The sequence below is a fragment of the Actinomadura sp. WAC 06369 genome (assembly GCF_003947565.1).
Taxonomy (GTDB): Bacteria; Actinomycetota; Actinomycetes; order Streptosporangiales; family Streptosporangiaceae; genus Spirillospora; species Spirillospora rifamycini.
Map to the genome: position 1 here is coordinate 1 of NZ_QHJN01000065.1, position 15,231 is coordinate 15,231.

The following is a 15,231-nucleotide window of genomic DNA, read 5'->3' on the forward strand; positions in this document are numbered from 1 at the left end:
CCGCAGCGCCATGCCCTCGATGGGGATCTCGGCGAGGGTCCCGGCGGCGAGGTCGGGGCCGACGACGAGTTCGCTGATCAGGGCGGGCCCGGCGCCGGCGGCGACGGCGTTGCGGACGGCCGTGCCGGAGCCGAGTTCGAGCAGCGGCGGGGCCAGTTCGAGGTCGCGGGCGGCCATCGCGCGGACGGCGGCCTCCCGGGTGCCGGAGCCCGCCTCCCGGCTGATCAGCGGGGTCGCGGCGACCTCGGCGGGCGGGACCGGGCGGGCGCGGCGGGCCCAGCGGTGGCCGGGCGGCGCGACGAGGACGAGCCGGTCGCCCGCGACGGCCCGGCTGCGCAGCCCGGTCGGGCGCCCGGGCGACTCGATGAAGCCGATGTCGACGTCGCCGTTCCGCGCGAGCTCGCAGACGCGGGCCGAGTTCGTCACCTGCATGCCGACGTGGAGGCCGGGGTCGTCGCGGCGGAGGTCGCCGATCCAGGCGGGCAGGAGGTGCTCGGCGACGGTGAGGCTGGCCGCGACCGTGAGGCGTCCGGTGCGCTCGCGGCGGAGGGCCTCGGCGCCGTCGGTGAGCGCGGTGAGGTCGTCCAGGACGCGGCGGGCCCACCCGGTCACCAGCAGCCCGGCGGGGGTGAGGGCGGAGCCGCGGCGGGTCCGGTCGACGAGGCGGAGGCCGAGCCGCCGTTCGAGGCGCGACAGCCGCTTGCTGGCGGACGGCTGGCTGACGCGCAGTTCGGCGGCCGCGGCGGTGAGGCTGCCGTGCTCGGCGACCAGGACGAGCAGCCGCAGCGATTCGACGTCCGGCGGCGCGGTCATGCCCCGAGGCTATGACGTGAGGTCGAACCGCCCGGTACCGGGATGGCCCGGACGGGCGGAGGCTCGGTGGCATGGACGTCGAACGCGAACGGGCCGAGAACCGCCGGACGGCGCGCGCCCGCGGCGCGCGGGCCCGGTGGGCCGCCGCCGGGCCGGGGGTGTCGGTGGCGGCGACCGGGGCGGGCGCGGCGATGGTGCTCGCCGGGTTCGCGCCGGCGCTGAGCCCGCTGACGGTCGCGGTGCTGCTGGGCGTGCTCGTGGGCGGCGCGCTGCCGGCGGCGACGGCGGACGGCCTGGCGTGGGCGACGCGGAGGTTCCTGAGGGCGGGGGTGGTGCTCCTCGGGTTGCAGCTCGGCCTCGCGGAGGTGCTGCGGCTCGGCCCCGGGACGCTCGCCGCGGTGGTCGTGACGGTCGCGGCGGGGTTCGCCGGAACGATCGCGCTCGGCCGGCTCGTCGGGGTGCCGCGGGGACTCGGCCTGATGGTCGCGACGGGGTTCTCGGTCTGCGGGGCGTCGGCGATCGCGGCGATGGACGGGGCCGCCAGGACCGAGCGGGAGGACGTCGCGGGCGGTGTCGCGCTCGTGACGGTTTACGGGAGCGCGGCGATGGTGCTCGTCCCGTTCCTCGGCGCCCGGGTGTTCGGGCTGGACGGCGAGGCGCTCGGGATGTGGGCGGGGCTGAGCGTGCACGAGGTCGGGCAGGTGGTGGCGGCCGCGTCGCCGGCGGGCGCGGCGGCGGTGGGGACGGCCGTGGTCGTGAAGCTCACCCGCGTGGTGCTGCTCGCGCCGATGGTCGCGGCGGTGGGCGTCCTGGAGCGGCGGCGGCCGGGCGGCGCGGGGGCGCGGCCGCCGATCGTGCCGCTCTTCGTGGTCGGGTTCCTGGCGGCGGTGGCGCTGCGCGGCGCGGACGTCCTGCCCGGGGCCGTCCTGGCGGGCGCGGCGGACGTCTCGACGGTGCTGCTGGCCGCCGCGATGTTCGGGCTCGGGACGTCCGTGCGCGTCGGGACGCTGCTGCGGACGGGACGGCGCGGCCTCGTGCTCGGCGCGCTCTCGACGGCCCTGGTGGGCGGCGTGTCGCTCGGGGCACTGACCGTCCTCGGCGCGTGACGGGCCGCCCGGACGGGCCGGTCCGGGCGGGGCCGGGCCCCGCCCGGGGCGTCACCGCACGCTTCCCTCGAAGTACTCCGGGGCGTCGAGCGGCTCGTCGGGCCGGAACCCTTCGGCCCACTCGCGGATCTGGCCGGGCGCGGGGTCGCCCGCGAGCTCCGCGGCGGACAGGCCGGGCACCGCGCCGACCTCCCGCCACTGCTCGGGCGACAGCGTCAGCGACAGCAGCCCGTCCAGTTCGCGGAGCACGCCGAGGTCCCGGACGGCCGACCCGGACAGGTCGAGCGCCTGCAGGCGCGGCAACGTCCGCAGGACGCCGAGGTCGACGGGCTCGCTCGTCTTGAGCCGCACCGCGCGCAGGGCCGGGTGCCCGGCGAGGGGCGCGAGGTCCACCGCGCCGAGTTCGGCTTGCAGCATCTCCACCGGCGCGTCGCGCAGCGGGGCGAGGTCGGCGGGGCCGTCCCCGAACAGCGTCACCGCGTGCAGGTGCGGCGCGTTGCGGACGGGGCTCAGATCGACGTCGCGGACCTTGTCGACGACGAGGTGCCGGATCCGCTTCGGCTTCGCCGGGATGGGGGCGTTCCCGCGCCAGAACGACTTGCTCGGGTCCAGGTAGCTCGGGAACTCCGCGTCCACGTGGAGGTATCCCTCGTCGTTCCGGTACGCGCCGCGGTCGAGGGCCGCCACCAGGGCGCGCAGCATGTGCGTGACGGACGGGGCGACGAGCATCGGCGCGCCCCCGTAGTTCCGCCCCATGCGGATGACCTGCCCCGGGCGTCCGGCCGGTCCGGGGTCCATGTCGACCGCGAGGAAGTCGCCGCCGGTGCTCGTCGCGAACGGCACCCATTTCGGAGTGCCGACCCACCGCCGGACGACCCCGGGCGGAGTCCCGCCGGGCGTCGACCACAGCGGGTTCATCCCCCACGACCACGGCTCCTCGTGCTCGACGAGCGTCGTGCTCTCCAGCGCGAACCACGGATGGTTGTGGAAGAGCCCGGTGTCCTCGTCCCCGTCCGCCTCGCCGTACAGGGCCAGCAGGTCGGGCGGGAGCTCGCCGTCGAACCGGTCCAGCAGCGCCGCCCGCTCGTCCTCGGTCAGCGGCTCGGCCAGCCATTCCTCCTCTTCGAGGATCTCCCGGCGTTTGCGCAGGTACTCGCGGAACAGCCGGACGGCCTCGTCCGGGTCCCCGGCGAACGTCGGGTTCGCGCAGGGCGGTTCGAGGGCGCCGGGCTGCTCCGGGAGGACGTCCGGCCGCAGCACGTACAGGACCCGGTCACGCTCGTACCGGGAGCGCGTGAGCGACCGTCCGACCACCGCCTCGAACCGCCCCGAGGGCTCGACGAGCAGTTCGACCGCCACCTCCTCTCCCCCGCCGACCAGCTCGTACAGCTTCCGCACGTCGAGGGAGGGCGACAGGGAGTCGCCGTCGCCCTCCGTCTCGTACCAGCTCCCGGTGCCGCCCCTGCCGTGCGGCGTGGCGTACTCGCGCACCAGCGCCCGGCGCCATCCGTCCGGCGCGCCTTTCATGATCTCTTCGGCCGCGTGCAGCAGCACACCGTGCGCGGCCTCCCTCTGGTGATCATCCATAGCGGGCAGTTCTACCGTTTCCCCCCGACACCGCCGGTCACGCGGGTGCGGGGGCGCGGCCGGGGGTCAGCGGCAGCGCGGCGGCCGCGCCGGCGGCGGCGGCGACCGCGGCGAGGGTGAACGCCCCGGTGAAGCCGTCGAGGGTGGTTCCGGCCAGGCTCGCGGCGGCGACGCTCGAGACGACGGCGGCGCCGAACGACGCGCCGAACTCGTGGAACGAGCTGACGATGCCGGAGGCGATCCCGGCCTCGTGGGGCGCGACGCGGCCGAGCGCGGTCGCCGAGGCGACGACGAACAGGGCGCCGGTGCCCGCCGCCGCGACCGACACCCCGGCGACGACGGCGACCGGGTTCAGCGACACCGCCGGGGCCGCCATGCCGGCCGCCGCGACCAGCAGGCCCGCGACGGCCGGCGCCCGGCCGCCCCACCGGCCGATGACCCGCCCGGTCGCGTTCGCGCCGAGCATCGTCGCGACCGCGACCGGCAGGAACAGCAGGCCCGTCCGGAGGGCGCCGTAGCCGCGGGCGTGCTGGAAGTAGAACGTGCCGAGGAAGAACACCGCGATCATCAGGGCCGTCGCCATGAAGATGAGGAACGCGCCCGTCGCGACCGGGCGCCGCGCCAGGAGCCGGACGTCCATCAGCGGGGACGCGGCCCGCCGCTGCCAGAGCGCGAACAGCGCGTAGCCGACGGCGGCGGCGAGGACGAGCAGGCCGGTGCGCGCGGTGAGCCAGCCGTCCTCGCCCGCCCCGATGAGCGCGTAGATCAGCGCGGCCGAGGAGCCGGTCACCAGGACGGCGCCGGGCACGTCGACGCGGCCCCGCGCGGCGGCGGGCGGCCGCGCGGGCAGCAGGACGGCGAGGGCGGCGGCGATCGCCGCGCCGATCGGCACGTTGACGAGGAAGACCCACGACCAGCCGGGGCCCGCGGTGAGCAGGCCGCCGAGCAGGACGCCGAGGGCCGCCCCGCCGCCGCCGAGCGCGGACCACACGCCGAGGGCCTTGTTGCGCTCGTCCCCGTCGAACAGCGCCACGACCAGCGACAGCGCGGCGGGCGACAGCAGCGCCGCGCCCGCGCCCTGCGCGACGCGCCCGGCCAGCAGCACGGCGGCGGACCCGGCGAGGCCGGTCGCGAGGGACGCCGCGGTGAACAGCAGGAGCCCGGCGAGCACGACGCGCTTGGCGCCGGCCAGGTCCGCGATGCGCCCGCCGAGCAGCATCAGCCCGCCGAACGTGAGGGTGTACGCGCTGACCGTCCAGGTCAGGGCCTCGCGGCCGACGCCGAGGTCGGCCTCGATGTGGGGCAGCGCGATGGCCACGACCGTGACGTCGAGGATCAGCATGAGCTGCGCCACCCCGAGGAAACCGAGCACGCGCCACCGTGCCGGGTGCGGCGTCGCCGCGGGCGACTGGGTCATCGGGTCCTCCCGGTGCAATAACTCGTACATCTGGATACGAGTTCTGCGGCCACCATAACTCATACATGGCCGTACGAGTTAGAGTGATGTCCATGACCGCACCCTCCGCCCGTCCCCGGCGCCGGGCCGACGCCGAGCGCAGCATCGCCCGCATCGTGTCCGCCGCCCGCACCCTGCTGAGCTCCGACCCGAACGCGAGCACGGACGACATCGCCCGCGCGGCGGGCGTCGGGCGGATGACCCTGTACGGGCACTTCCGCACCCGCGCCGACCTGGTCGAGGCCGCGCTCACCGACGCCCTGCGGGACGGCGAAGCGGTGCTGGCGGCCGTGGACCTGTCGGGGGACCCCCGCGCGGCGATCGGCAGGCTGCTCGCGTCGAGCTGGGAGCTGGTGGCCGAGTCGGGGGCGCTGCTGGCCGCCGCCGAGGACGTGCTCCCGGCGGGCCGCGTCCGCGAACTGCACGACCCGCCCGCCCGGCGCATGGCCGACCTCGTCCGCCGGGGCCGCGACGAAGGCGTGATGCGCACCGACCTGCCCGAGGCGTGGCTCGTCGGCGCCGTCCACTACCTCGTGCACGGCGCGGCCACCGAGGTCCGCGCGGGACGCCTCGCCGCCGAGGACGCCCCGGACGCGGTGACGAAGTCGGTCCTGTCCGTCCTGACGGGCTAGCCTCGACGCCCCCGGGACGTCCGGCGCCCCGGCTTCGTCAGGGAAGCGTCAGCAGGACGACGGCGGCCGCGGCTCCCGCCAGCCCCGCCCCCTGCGCGGCCGACAGCCGCTCGCGCAGCCAGGCGACGCCCGCCAGCACGGGCACCACGGGGTACAGCGACGCCAGGACGACCGCGACGACGGTGAGCTGCTCGCGGGCGGCCTCCAGGTACAGGACGAGCGCCGCCGCGGCGACCGTCCCGTTCGCCGCCGCCCACAGCGCCGTCCGCGCGTCCGGCGCCCCCGCGCGCCGCGCCGGCGCCGCGATCACGAGCACGGCCGCGACCCGTCCGGCCGCGACCGGCCACGCGCCGGACTCGTCGCCCGCCTGCGCGAGCGCGAGGTACTGCACCCCGATGCCGAGGCTCGCGACGAGGCCGTCCCGCAGCGCGGCGCGCGCGGGGCCCCGCTCGTCCGGGCGGGACCGCGACACCAGCCACAGCGCGGGCAGCACCACCGCGATGCCCGCCCAGGCCGGGGCCGAGGGCCGGTCGCCGAGCAGGACGACCCCGGCGGCGACGGGGAGCGCGACCCCGCCGACCGCGCTCACCGGCACCACCACGCTCATGGCGCCCCGCGCGATGCCCCGGTACAGGAAGACCATGGCCGCGCCCGTCCCGGCGCCCGACAGCGCGCCCCACGCCAGGTCCCCGGGCCGGACGTCCGGGGCCGGGAGCAGCAGCGCGGCGAGCAGCGCGCAGCCGAGGCCCCCGGCCTGGCCCAGGAAGGCGACGGCCCGGAAGTCGGCGCGGCGGGCCAGCAGCCCGCCGGCCACGTCGGCGACGCCGTAGCAGGCGGCCGAGCCGAGCGCGAGCGCCGCGCCGGTCATGACGCCGGCCGGGCCCGGCGGTCCGCCTCCCCCACCGGGCAGACCGCCCCGTCGGTGCAGCACGCCCGGTCGCAGAGGCGGCACATGACGTCCGGGTCGCCGATCTCGTCGTAGAGGCGGCCGAGGAGCTTGCCGAGCAGCGCCCCGAGCGTCGCGCGCTCGTCGTCGTCCAGGACGGCGAGGGCGCCGGCCAGCGGAGCGCCGCGCGCGGCGAGCATCGTGCGCGCGGCCGCCCGTCCGGCGGGGGTCGGCCGGACGCGGACGACGCGGCCCGCGGCGGGCAGCCGCTCGACGAGCCCGGCGGCCTGCAGGCCGTCCACCATGCGGGCCGCCGCGGACTGGCTCAGCCCGACACGGCGGCCCAGCTCGGTGACGCCGAGCTCCGGGTCGTGCGCCAGGACGATCAGCGCCGCGGCCCCGCTCGGGCCGACCCCGCCCGCGCCGGCGGTGCCGGCGAGGATCACGTCGGTCACGGCCAGCGAGGCCGCCCCCAGCAGGTTCGCCACTCGATCATGCATGACTCATGCATATCAAGGTCCGGACGATCGCGACAAGGGCCGCGTCCCGGGGCTAGTCGGACGTCCAGAGGGTGTCGAGGCCGTGGCGTCCGGTCGGGATCGCCGAGGTGCCGGACGGGCGCGGCGCGGGGCGGCCGAGGGCGATGCCGGTCCGCACCCGCCACGGCTCGCCGAGCCCGGCGATCGCGGTGGCGCGCGCGCTGTTCGCCTCCGGGAAGAACGTCACCGGGCAGGTCCCGAGCCCCAGGAGGTGGGCCGCGAGGACGATCGTCTGGGCGACGCGGCCGCCGTCGAACTCGGCGTCCGCGTGGCTCCGGTCGAGCGCGAGCAGGACGACGACCGGGGCGGCGCGCAGGTGCAGCGCGTACGCGCCGCACTCGCTCAGCGCGCGGCGGGTCTCCGCGGAGCGGACCGTGTGGAACCGCCACGGCTGCCGGTTGCGCGCCGACCCCGTCCACCGCGCCGTGTCGAGGATCTCCCGCAGCGTCGCGTCGTCGACGTCCTCGCCGGTGAACCAGCGGGTCGCCCGCACCGCCCGGAGCGCGGCGAGCGGGCCGGACGGGGGCCGGCCGGTCACAGCGACCGGACCACCCGCGCCGGGGTGCCCACCGCGACGACGTCCGGCGGGACGTCCTTCGTGACGACCGCCCCGGCGCCGATCACGCTGTTGGCACCGACGGTCACCCCGGCGAGGACGATCGCGCCGCCGCCGATCCACACGTTGTCCCCGATCACGATCGGCGCCGCGCCCTCGATCTTCGCGCGCCGCCGCGCCGGGTCGAGCGGGTGCGTGGGCGTGAGCAACTGGACGTTCGGGCCGATCTGGACGTCGTCGCCGATCGTGATCGGCGCGACGTCCAGCGCGGTCAGCCCGTAGTTCGCGAACGAGCCGGAGCCGACGGTGATGTACGTGCCGTAGTCGACGTGCAGCGGCGGCCGGATGTGCGCGTCGGGGGCGATCGAGCCGAGCAGCTCCTCCAGGACGGGCCGGGCGGCGTCCGGGTCGGCGGCGTACATCTCGCCGTACCGGTGGGCCAGCGCCACCGCGCGCCTGGACGCGGCCTCCAGCTCGGGGTCGTCGGCGATGTACGGGTCGCCGGCCAGCATGCGTTCACGGTTGGTACGGGTGTCCCCGGCGAAGAAGTCGGTCACGCGGCCACCCTACGGGCGCGGTCACGGCAGGTGCTGGGGCTCGGCGGGCCCGCAGCCGCTCGATCAGCTCGGACGTCCGAGGCGCCCGCGACGCCCCGCACGTCCCGGGCGAGCGCGTCGAACCGGCCCTGCGCGGCCTGACCACCGGGACGGCCCCGTGACGCGCCCTTGACCGGGCGCCGCGCGCGGGGTTCTGATGGCCGGATGAAGATCCGCATCGGCGTGGGGGACGTGCCCGAACGCGGCGCACCGGACGGCCCGGGGCTCGCCGGCCTCGCGGCCGACCTGGAGGCGCGCGGCATCGACTCGCTGTGGCTGTCGGACCTGGCGGCCGCGCCGGACACCGTCGACCCGCTGGTCGGCATGGCGTACGCGGCGGGCCGCACCGAGCGGCTCAAGCTGGGGACGGGCGTGCTGGTGCTGCCCGGCCGCAACCCGGCCGTCGTCGCGGCGCAGCTCGCCGGGCTCGCCGCGCTCGCGCCCCGGCGCGTCCTGCCGGTCTTCGGCGTCCGCCCCGCGCGGCCCGCCGACCGTCCCGTCTACCCGGTGCCGGACGGGCCCCGCGCGGACGTGTTCGAGGAGGCCCTGCGCGTGGTGCGGGCGCTGCTCACCGAACCGTCCGTCACCCACCGCGGCCGGTACTTCCGCCTCGACGGCGCGTCGGTCGCGCCGCGGCCCGCCAAGCCGCTGGACCTGTGGCTGGGCGGCCGCGTCCCCGCCGCCATGGACCGGATCGGACGGCTCGGCGACGGCTGGCTCGGCGCGACCGTCACCCCCGCCGACGCCGAGGAATGCCGCGCCCTCATCCTGCGCGCCGCCGACCGGGCCGGACGGGCGATCGAGGAGGACCACTACGGCACCTACCTCACGGTCGTCCCGGACGACGCGGACGACCGCGCGGTGGACGCCCTCCTGGCGCGGCTCCGCAAGGACCGCCCCGACGTCGCCGACCCGCGCGACCTCCTGTGCTGGGGCTGGGACGGCGCCCGCGACCGGCTCCGCCGGTTCGTCGACGCCGGCCTGTCGAAGTTCGTCGTCCGCCCGGCGGGCCGGGTCGCGTCCCGCCGCGACTTCCTCGACGCCTTCGCCGCCGAACTGCTCCCCCTCGAGAACCGGTAGCGGCGCGCGGCGGCGTCACATCCGCTCGGCCCCGGACCTGACGGCGTCGCGGATGCGGGCGTAGGTGCCGCAGCGGCAGATGTTGCGCAGCTCGTCCAGGTCGGCGTCGGTGATCTCGCGGCCCTCGGCGCGGACCTGCCGCACCTTCGCCACCGCGGACATGATCTGCCCCGGCTGGCAGTAGCCGCACTGGGCGACGTCGTGCTCCAGCCACGCCTCCTGCATCGGGTGCAGGTCGCGGTCCACCGTGCCCGGCAGGCCCTCGATGGTGACGACCTCGTCGTCCGGGCCGATCCGGGACACCGGCACCGAGCAGACGTTGACCGCCTTGCCGTTCACGTGGGAGGTGCACGCCTGGCAGACGCCGATGCCGCAGCCGTACTTGGGGCCGGTGACCCCCAGCAGGTCGCGCAGCACCCACAACAGGCGCACGTCGTCCTCGGCCTCCACGGTGATCTGCTCGCCGTTGAGCCGGAAGGTATGGGTGGGCACGTCGGGCTCCTTAGAACGCGCGGTCCAGGCCGTCGACCGGGGACTGCGGTGTGGACGGCTGCAACGGGAGGGGCTCGAAGGCGAGCGTGTCGTGGTTGATGGGGAACCGGGTCGGCATCGTCCCGGTCGCGCGGGCGTAGGCGCACGCCACGGCCGCGAGGGCGGGCGCCACCGCCAGCTCGCCCGCACCGCCCGGCTCGTCCTCGCTCGGCGGCATGACGATCACGCGCGTCTCCGGCGGGGTGTTCCACTGCCGCGTGTAGAAGTAGTTGTCCCAGCTGCCTTCCAGCGGGACGCCGTCCCTCATGTGGAGGCTGGACGTCAGCGCCATCGCGATGCCGTCGTTGAGGCCGCCGATCATCTGCGCGTCCAGGCCGCGCGGGTTGATCGGCAGGCCCACGTCCACCACGACCAGCGCGCGCGTCACGCGCGGGCCGGTGACGCCGTTGCGGATCGGGCGGTTCACGGTCTCGGGGCGGCAGTCGATCTCGACGAGCACCGCGCACGCCGACCGGTACTCGCCGGCGAGCGCGACGCCCTGCGCGACCCCCGCGGGCAGCGACCGCCCCCAATCGCCTTCGGACGCCGCCCGGTCCAGGACGGCCCGCAGCTTCCCGTCGTCCAGGAAGGCGCGGCGGAACGCGACCGGGTCCTTGCCCATCTCGGCGGCGAGCCGGTCGACGACGAGTTCCCGCGCGCACACGACGTTCGGCGAGTACACGTTGCGCATGCTGCCGGTCTTGAACTTCAGCGGGATCTCGGTCAGCGTCTGCTTGGTCGGCCCGAACCGGTACGGCGACGACTGGCTCAGGTGGAAGAAGACCTGGGCGACGGCGTCGTTCACCAGGACCGGGATGTCGGCCGCGTTCGCGCTGATCATGTCGCCGAAGCCGTGGCTGAAGCTGGTCTCGGTGCTGACGTGCCGCTGCTCGTAGGACACGACGTCCCCGCCCCGGTAGGCGGCGCGCACCCGGGAGACCGACATCGGATGCACGCGCCCCTGCCGGACGCTGTCCGTCCGCGACCACGACAGCTTGACCGGCTTGCCCATCTTCTTCGAGATCTCCGCGGCCTCGACCGCCGCGTCCGGATGCAGGTGCCGCCCGAACGACCCGCCGCCCTCCACCACGTGCACCTTCACCTGGGACACCCGCAGGCCCAGCCGCTTCGCGATCTCCACCTGCGCGTCGCCCGGGACCTTCAGGCTCGCCCAGACCTCCGCGCTCCCCGACCGGACGTCCGCGACCGCGGCGTCCGGCTCCAGCGGCGAGTTGCTCGCGAACATGAACGCGAACTCGGCGTCGACCGTCCGGCTGAACAGCGGCGCCCCGCCCACCCGCGGCACCGCTCTCTTCAGCTTCGCCAGGACCGTGTCGTCCGACTCCCCCGCCACCGGACCCGGACGCCACGACACCTCCAGCGCCCGGAGCGCGTCGATGCACTGGCCGAACGTCCGTCCCCGCACCGCCACGCCGTGCTTCAGCACCGCGACGTCGGTGATCCCCGGCATCGCCGCCACCTCGGCGGCGTTGCCCACCGACGCGACCGTCCCGTCGATCGTCGGCGGGCGCCGCACCATCGTGGGCAGCGCGTCCGGAACGTCCAGGTCCATGGCGAACCGCTTGCGGCCCGTGACGGCGTCGAGGGCGTCCACCCGCGTCGTCGGCTTCCCCACGACCGCGAACTCCGCCGCCTTCTTCGGCGTCGCCGACACCCGGGTCGTGCGGGTCACCGCCGCGGCCTTCGCGAGCGACCCGTAGGTCGCGCGCCGCCCGCCCCCGACCACCGCGCCGTCCTCGGTCGTCAGCTTGCCGGCGTCCACGTTCCAGGCCCGCGCGGCGGTCGCCACCAGCCGCTCCCGCGCGATGGCCGCCGCCGTCCGCACCGGCCCGTACAGCGACCGCATCGACGTGGAACCGCCGGTGAACTGGTTGAACAGCAGCTCGGGCCGCGCGTCCGACAGCGACACCCGCACCTTGTCCAGCGGCAGGTCCATCTCCTCGGCGATCAGCATCGCGACGGCCGTGGTGATCCCCTGCCCCACCTCCGCGCGCGGCAGCGCGAACGCGGCCGTCCCGTCCTCGCCCACCTGGACGGCGACCAGCCCGGACGTCGGCGCCGACGCGAGCTTCACCAGGTCGCCGACGTCGAAGATCTCCTCCGGCTGCGGCGGCGTCGGGCTCGCGGCCGCCGGACCCCCCGTCCACTGCACGGCCACCGCCAGCGTCGGCGCCGTGACCAGATAGCCGAGGAACCTCCGGCGCCGCACGCCCGGTCCGTCCTCCATGGCGGCCTCCCGCTGTGGTAACTGACCACTTACGGGCGCAGCATCGCACACCGCCCCCACCCCGGGGAAGACCTTATTGGCGGATCGCCAATAACACTCCCGTCACACTCCGGTCAGCCCGAACACCGTCAGCGTCCACCCCGCCGGGCACGCCCGTCCCCCGCGCGAAGCCCGCATTGTGGGTGACGGCGTCGCGACCCGGACACGCCGCCACCCGACCAGAGCGGGCCGCGAGATCAGTGGTACGGGCCGTGGCGGCCGAGGGTGTCGACGGGCGCCGCGCCGGGGCGCGTCCACTGCGGTACCGGGCGGCTCGTCGGGCCCCAGGTGGCATTGCCGTCCGCGTCCGAGCGCCAGTACCAGCACGGCACGTCGCCCTCGGGCCAGCCCTCCGGATTGTCCTGCCACGCTTCGCCGCGGCCGTAGGGCGTCATGTCGAGCAGGGCCATGGAGCCGTTGACCGGCTCCGTGCCTCGGCCCGTCGTGGAGTAGGTGAGGAACGTGCGCTCGCCGTCGCGCAGGTAACTGGTCGCGTACCCCATCGCGCCGCCGACCGGCTCGTCCACACCGCGCACCGAGTACCAGGGCTCGGTGTAGCCCATGAAGTCGACGTAGGCGTCCACCTCGTCCCACTCGCCCGTCGTCAGCACGGCGTACGAGACGCCGCGGGCATTGAGGTAGACGGCGTCCTTCATGTGCCACACCGTGGTGGTGCAGCCCTCGCACTGGCCCTGCGGCGGCGCGTCGTCGTACCACATGTGCTTGTAGACGACGAGTTCCTCGCGGCCCTGGAACAGGTCGACGAACGGCACCGGACCGTCGGGCCCGACGATCTCGACCGTCCCGTCGAACTCCACCATCGGCAGCCGCCGCCGCGCCGCGGCGATCGCGTCGCCCTCGCGCGTGTGGGCCTTCTCGCGGACCAGCAGCTCGTCCCGGGCCGCGCGCCAGGTGTCCATGTCGACGACGGGCGGACGCCCGGGCAGGTCGTCGGTCATCGTGTCCTCCGTTGTCTCTGTCGCATCGCTCGTCCGAACAGACCCGTACCCCGTTCCGAACTCATCGCGCCCGTGGAGAGAATCGGCCCCCTGGCTCCTGCGGGCCGAGCTCAGCGTGGAGGAGAGCGACCCCCGCGCGCGAGCGCTGTACGAGCGAGCGGGGCCGCGTTCGACCGCCGCCCCGAGTCCTGGGACGAACCGGCACCCGACGGGTCGAACCGCCGGTACGAGACGGTCTGCACGGTGATGCGCAAAGACCTCGCGCAGGCCCGACCCGCGAGCGTTCGAGTCGACCGCCCTGCGCGTCCAGAAACAGGGTTCTCCGGTGCTAGATCACGAAATTGGCTACTTTCGGGGCATGGGGGCGAGGGCATGAGCGGCATATCGCGGCGGGGTTTCCTGGCCGCGGCGGGCGTGCTGGCGGCCGGAGGCGGTGCCGCCGCGCTGGTGGAAGCGGGCGTCCTGCCCGGCAAGGAACGCGCGGCACGGGCCCTGGGCCGCTGCGGCGAGATGCCCGCTCCCCCGGCGGTGCCGACCGGACCGGTGCAGGAGCACACCCTGCGCTTGGGCGGCGAGTCCGTGCGCGCAGTGATCGGCCGTCCGCCCGACGCCCGGCCCGACTCCCGGCTGCCCGTTGCCGTCCTGCTGCACGGCGGCGGCGGAAACGCGCGCACGCCGTTCGACGCCTACGCGATCCAGAACTACCTGGCCGACGCGGTGGCCCAGGACACGCCGCCGTTCGCCGTGGCGTCCGTGGACCACTGGTACCGCGACGGCCTCGTCACCGACCACCTGCTCCCGTTCCTGGCCGACCAGGGGTTGGAGACCGGACGCTTCGGCCTGCTCGGCTGGTCGATGGGCGGAGACGGCGCCCTGCGCCTGGCGGCGGAGCAACGCGCGCGAGTGGCCGCGGTCGTGGCGACATCACCCGCCATCGACGACGCGAAGGCCCGAGCCTACGCCCGGCGACTGACCGGCATCCCGGTGTGGGCCGCGTGCGGCAGCCACGACTCCTTCGCCGACCCGACCGAGCGACTCCTCGCGTCCCTGCGCGATGCGGGCGAGGACCCGGAAGGCGGGATCTACGCGGGCTGCCACGACGCGGCGTTCCGCCGCAAAATGCTCCCCCGCCAACTCCCGTTCCTGGGCCCCCACCTGACCGGCTCCGCCGACTGACCCGCCCGTCACCCCCCGAGTTCGCCCCGCTTCACTCGGGAGAGCAGGTCGGCGAACGCCGCCCGATCAAGCGCCAGATGCCCGGCCTCCCGGCGCTGGGGAGCGGGCATGAGGAAGGGGGGCGCGGGTTGCATCTGGTGCGGGCGGTGGCGGCGGAGTGCGGGGTCCGTAGGACCGGGGCGTCCGGCAAGTGGGTCTGGGCGAGGGTCGCCGCCGGGTGCCCGTAAATCGGTTGCGCCCGTGGGGATGATGGGCGGGTGCGCGAGTTCGATGATCTGGTCGCGGAGGCCGAGGCGGCGCCTGTCGAGGGGTGGGACTTCTCGTGGTTCGAGGGGCGGGCCACCGAGGAGCGGCCGTCGTGGGGTTACCAGCGGTCGATGAGCCGGCGGTTGCGGGAGGCCGGGGCCGCCCTGGACGTCCAGACGGGCGGGGGCGAGGTGCTCGCGGGGGCCGAGGCGTTCCCGCGGACGATGGTGGCCACGGAGGGGTGGCCGCCGAACGTCGCGAAGGCGACGCGGCTGCTGCATCCGCGCGGGGTCGTCGTGGTGGCGGACCCGGACGAGCCGCCGCTGCCGTTCGCCGACGGGGCGTTCGACCTGGTCACCAGCAGGCATCCGGCGACGGTGTGGTGGGACGAGATCGCACGGGTGCTCCGGCCCGGCGGGACGTACTTCGCGCAGCACGTCGGGCCCGGGACGGTGTGGGAGCTCGTCGAGTTCTTCCTCGGCCCGCAGCCGGACGCGAAGCACAGGCGGCACCCGGAGGTGGAGCGGGCCGACGCCGAGGCGGCGGGGCTCGAGGTGGTCGAGCTGCGGATGGAGCGGCTCCGGATGGAGTTCTTCGACGTGGGGGCGGTCGTCCACTTCCTGCGGAAGGTCGTGTGGACGGTTCCGGGGTTCACGGTCGAGAAGTACCGGGACCGGCTGCGGGACCTCGACGCGGGGATCCGCGCGGGCGGGCCGTTCGTCGCCCATTCCACGCGCGTCCTGGTCGAGGCCCGCAAGCCCGGCGGGTGACGCCCCCTCCG

At 75.8% G+C, this 15,231-nt stretch carries 15 protein-coding genes; 5 read left to right on the forward strand and 10 right to left on the reverse strand.

Annotated elements, in window-relative coordinates; translation table 11 throughout:
• On the reverse strand, positions 1-813 hold an 813-nt coding region (locus DMH08_RS18925; protein WP_125616462.1), incomplete at its 3' end, for a LysR substrate-binding domain-containing protein.
• Positions 814-884: 71 nt separating this feature from the next.
• Here DMH08_RS18925 and DMH08_RS18930 point away from each other — a divergent pair.
• A complete protein-coding gene (locus tag DMH08_RS18930) occupies positions 885-1,919 on the forward strand; it encodes a YeiH family protein (RefSeq protein WP_125616465.1) in 1,035 nt (344 codons plus the stop codon).
• Positions 1,920-1,970: 51 nt separating this feature from the next.
• Here the strand turns inward: DMH08_RS18930 and DMH08_RS18935 are convergent, their stop codons facing one another.
• Together DMH08_RS18935 and DMH08_RS18940 are read right to left on the reverse strand one after the other, a co-directional pair.
• Positions 1,971-3,506: an SMI1/KNR4 family protein gene (locus DMH08_RS18935; protein ID WP_125616468.1), complete on the reverse strand. Its 1,536-nt coding sequence runs from the start codon at positions 3,504-3,506 to the stop codon at positions 1,971-1,973.
• A 37-nt stretch (positions 3,507-3,543) separates the two neighbouring features.
• A complete protein-coding gene (locus DMH08_RS18940; RefSeq protein ID WP_026400925.1) occupies positions 3,544-4,923 on the reverse strand; it encodes an MFS transporter in 1,380 nt (459 codons plus the stop codon).
• A 92-nt stretch (positions 4,924-5,015) separates the two neighbouring features.
• On the opposite strand from DMH08_RS18940, the gene DMH08_RS18945 reads away from it, so the two are divergent.
• A complete protein-coding gene (locus DMH08_RS18945; protein ID WP_026400926.1) occupies positions 5,016-5,594 on the forward strand; it encodes a TetR/AcrR family transcriptional regulator in 579 nt (192 codons plus the stop codon).
• Positions 5,595-5,631: 37 nt separating this feature from the next.
• Here the strand turns inward: DMH08_RS18945 and DMH08_RS18950 are convergent, their stop codons facing one another.
• The 4 genes from DMH08_RS18950 to DMH08_RS18965 are packed head-to-tail and all read right to left on the reverse strand — an operon-like array spanning position 5,632 to position 8,087.
• Positions 5,632-6,462 (reverse strand): EamA family transporter, encoded by an 831-nt coding sequence (locus DMH08_RS18950; protein WP_125616471.1) that lies wholly within the window; start codon positions 6,460-6,462, stop codon positions 5,632-5,634.
• Entirely contained in the window at positions 6,459-6,980 is a 522-nt protein-coding gene (locus DMH08_RS18955; RefSeq protein ID WP_026400928.1) for a MarR family winged helix-turn-helix transcriptional regulator, read from the reverse strand. The genes DMH08_RS18950 and DMH08_RS18955 overlap by 4 nt, the downstream gene beginning before the upstream one ends.
• Positions 6,981-7,032: 52 nt before the next feature.
• Positions 7,033-7,557 carry a nitroreductase family protein gene (locus DMH08_RS18960; RefSeq protein ID WP_125616474.1) on the reverse strand — a complete coding sequence of 175 codons (525 nt, stop codon included), beginning with the start codon at positions 7,555-7,557 and terminating at the stop codon, positions 7,033-7,035.
• Positions 7,554-8,087, reverse strand: a complete 534-nt coding sequence (locus DMH08_RS18965) for a sugar O-acetyltransferase (RefSeq protein WP_125616530.1) — start codon at positions 8,085-8,087, stop codon at positions 7,554-7,556. The genes DMH08_RS18960 and DMH08_RS18965 overlap by 4 nt, the downstream gene beginning before the upstream one ends.
• A 249-nt stretch (positions 8,088-8,336) precedes the next feature.
• Between DMH08_RS18965 and DMH08_RS18975 the strand changes: the two genes are divergently transcribed.
• Complete coding sequence (locus tag DMH08_RS18975; RefSeq protein WP_026400931.1) at positions 8,337-9,251, forward strand: TIGR03854 family LLM class F420-dependent oxidoreductase; 915 nt, start codon at positions 8,337-8,339, stop codon at positions 9,249-9,251.
• Positions 9,252-9,266: 15 nt separating this feature from the next.
• Here the strand turns inward: DMH08_RS18975 and DMH08_RS18980 are convergent, their stop codons facing one another.
• The 3 genes from DMH08_RS18980 to DMH08_RS18990 form a co-directional block, all read right to left on the reverse strand.
• Complete coding sequence (locus DMH08_RS18980) at positions 9,267-9,743, reverse strand: (2Fe-2S)-binding protein (RefSeq protein WP_026400932.1); 477 nt, start codon at positions 9,741-9,743, stop codon at positions 9,267-9,269.
• 10 nt (positions 9,744-9,753) lie between these two features.
• Positions 9,754-12,030, reverse strand: coding sequence for a molybdopterin cofactor-binding domain-containing protein (locus tag DMH08_RS18985; protein ID WP_125616480.1), 2,277 nt, complete (start codon positions 12,028-12,030; stop codon positions 9,754-9,756).
• Between the two features lie 236 nt (positions 12,031-12,266).
• The gene (locus DMH08_RS18990; protein WP_125616483.1) at positions 12,267-13,028 is read right to left on the reverse strand and encodes a DUF899 family protein; all 762 of its coding nucleotides are present in this window, start codon (positions 13,026-13,028) and stop codon (positions 12,267-12,269) included.
• Between the two features lie 372 nt (positions 13,029-13,400).
• Here DMH08_RS18990 and DMH08_RS40210 point away from each other — a divergent pair, with 372 nt between their 5' ends.
• Positions 13,401-14,204, forward strand: a complete 804-nt coding sequence (locus tag DMH08_RS40210; RefSeq protein ID WP_158642347.1) for an alpha/beta hydrolase — start codon at positions 13,401-13,403, stop codon at positions 14,202-14,204.
• 257 nt (positions 14,205-14,461) lie between these two features.
• A complete protein-coding gene (locus DMH08_RS19000) occupies positions 14,462-15,220 on the forward strand; it encodes a class I SAM-dependent methyltransferase (RefSeq protein ID WP_199747889.1) in 759 nt (252 codons plus the stop codon).
• Positions 15,221-15,231: the final 11 nt, after the last annotated feature.

Coding starts and splice junctions, on each gene's coding strand:
- DMH08_RS18955 (WP_026400928.1), bottom strand. CDS start 6,980: ATGCATGATCGAGTGGCGAACCTGCTGGGGGCGGCCTCGCTGGCCGTG.
- DMH08_RS18935 (WP_125616468.1), bottom strand. CDS start 3,506: ATGGATGATCACCAGAGGGAGGCCGCGCACGGTGTGCTGCTGCACGCG.
- DMH08_RS18950 (WP_125616471.1), bottom strand. CDS start 6,462: ATGACCGGCGCGGCGCTCGCGCTCGGCTCGGCCGCCTGCTACGGCGTC.
- DMH08_RS18930 (WP_125616465.1), top strand. CDS start 885: ATGGACGTCGAACGCGAACGGGCCGAGAACCGCCGGACGGCGCGCGCC.
- DMH08_RS18985 (WP_125616480.1), bottom strand. CDS start 12,030: ATGGAGGACGGACCGGGCGTGCGGCGCCGGAGGTTCCTCGGCTATCTG.
- DMH08_RS18940 (WP_026400925.1), bottom strand. CDS start 4,923: ATGACCCAGTCGCCCGCGGCGACGCCGCACCCGGCACGGTGGCGCGTG.
- DMH08_RS18965 (WP_125616530.1), bottom strand. CDS start 8,087: ATGCTGGCCGGCGACCCGTACATCGCCGACGACCCCGAGCTGGAGGCC.
- DMH08_RS18975 (WP_026400931.1), top strand. CDS start 8,337: ATGAAGATCCGCATCGGCGTGGGGGACGTGCCCGAACGCGGCGCACCG.
- DMH08_RS18945 (WP_026400926.1), top strand. CDS start 5,016: ATGACCGCACCCTCCGCCCGTCCCCGGCGCCGGGCCGACGCCGAGCGC.
- DMH08_RS40210 (WP_158642347.1), top strand. CDS start 13,401: ATGAGCGGCATATCGCGGCGGGGTTTCCTGGCCGCGGCGGGCGTGCTG.
- DMH08_RS18990 (WP_125616483.1), bottom strand. CDS start 13,028: ATGACCGACGACCTGCCCGGGCGTCCGCCCGTCGTCGACATGGACACC.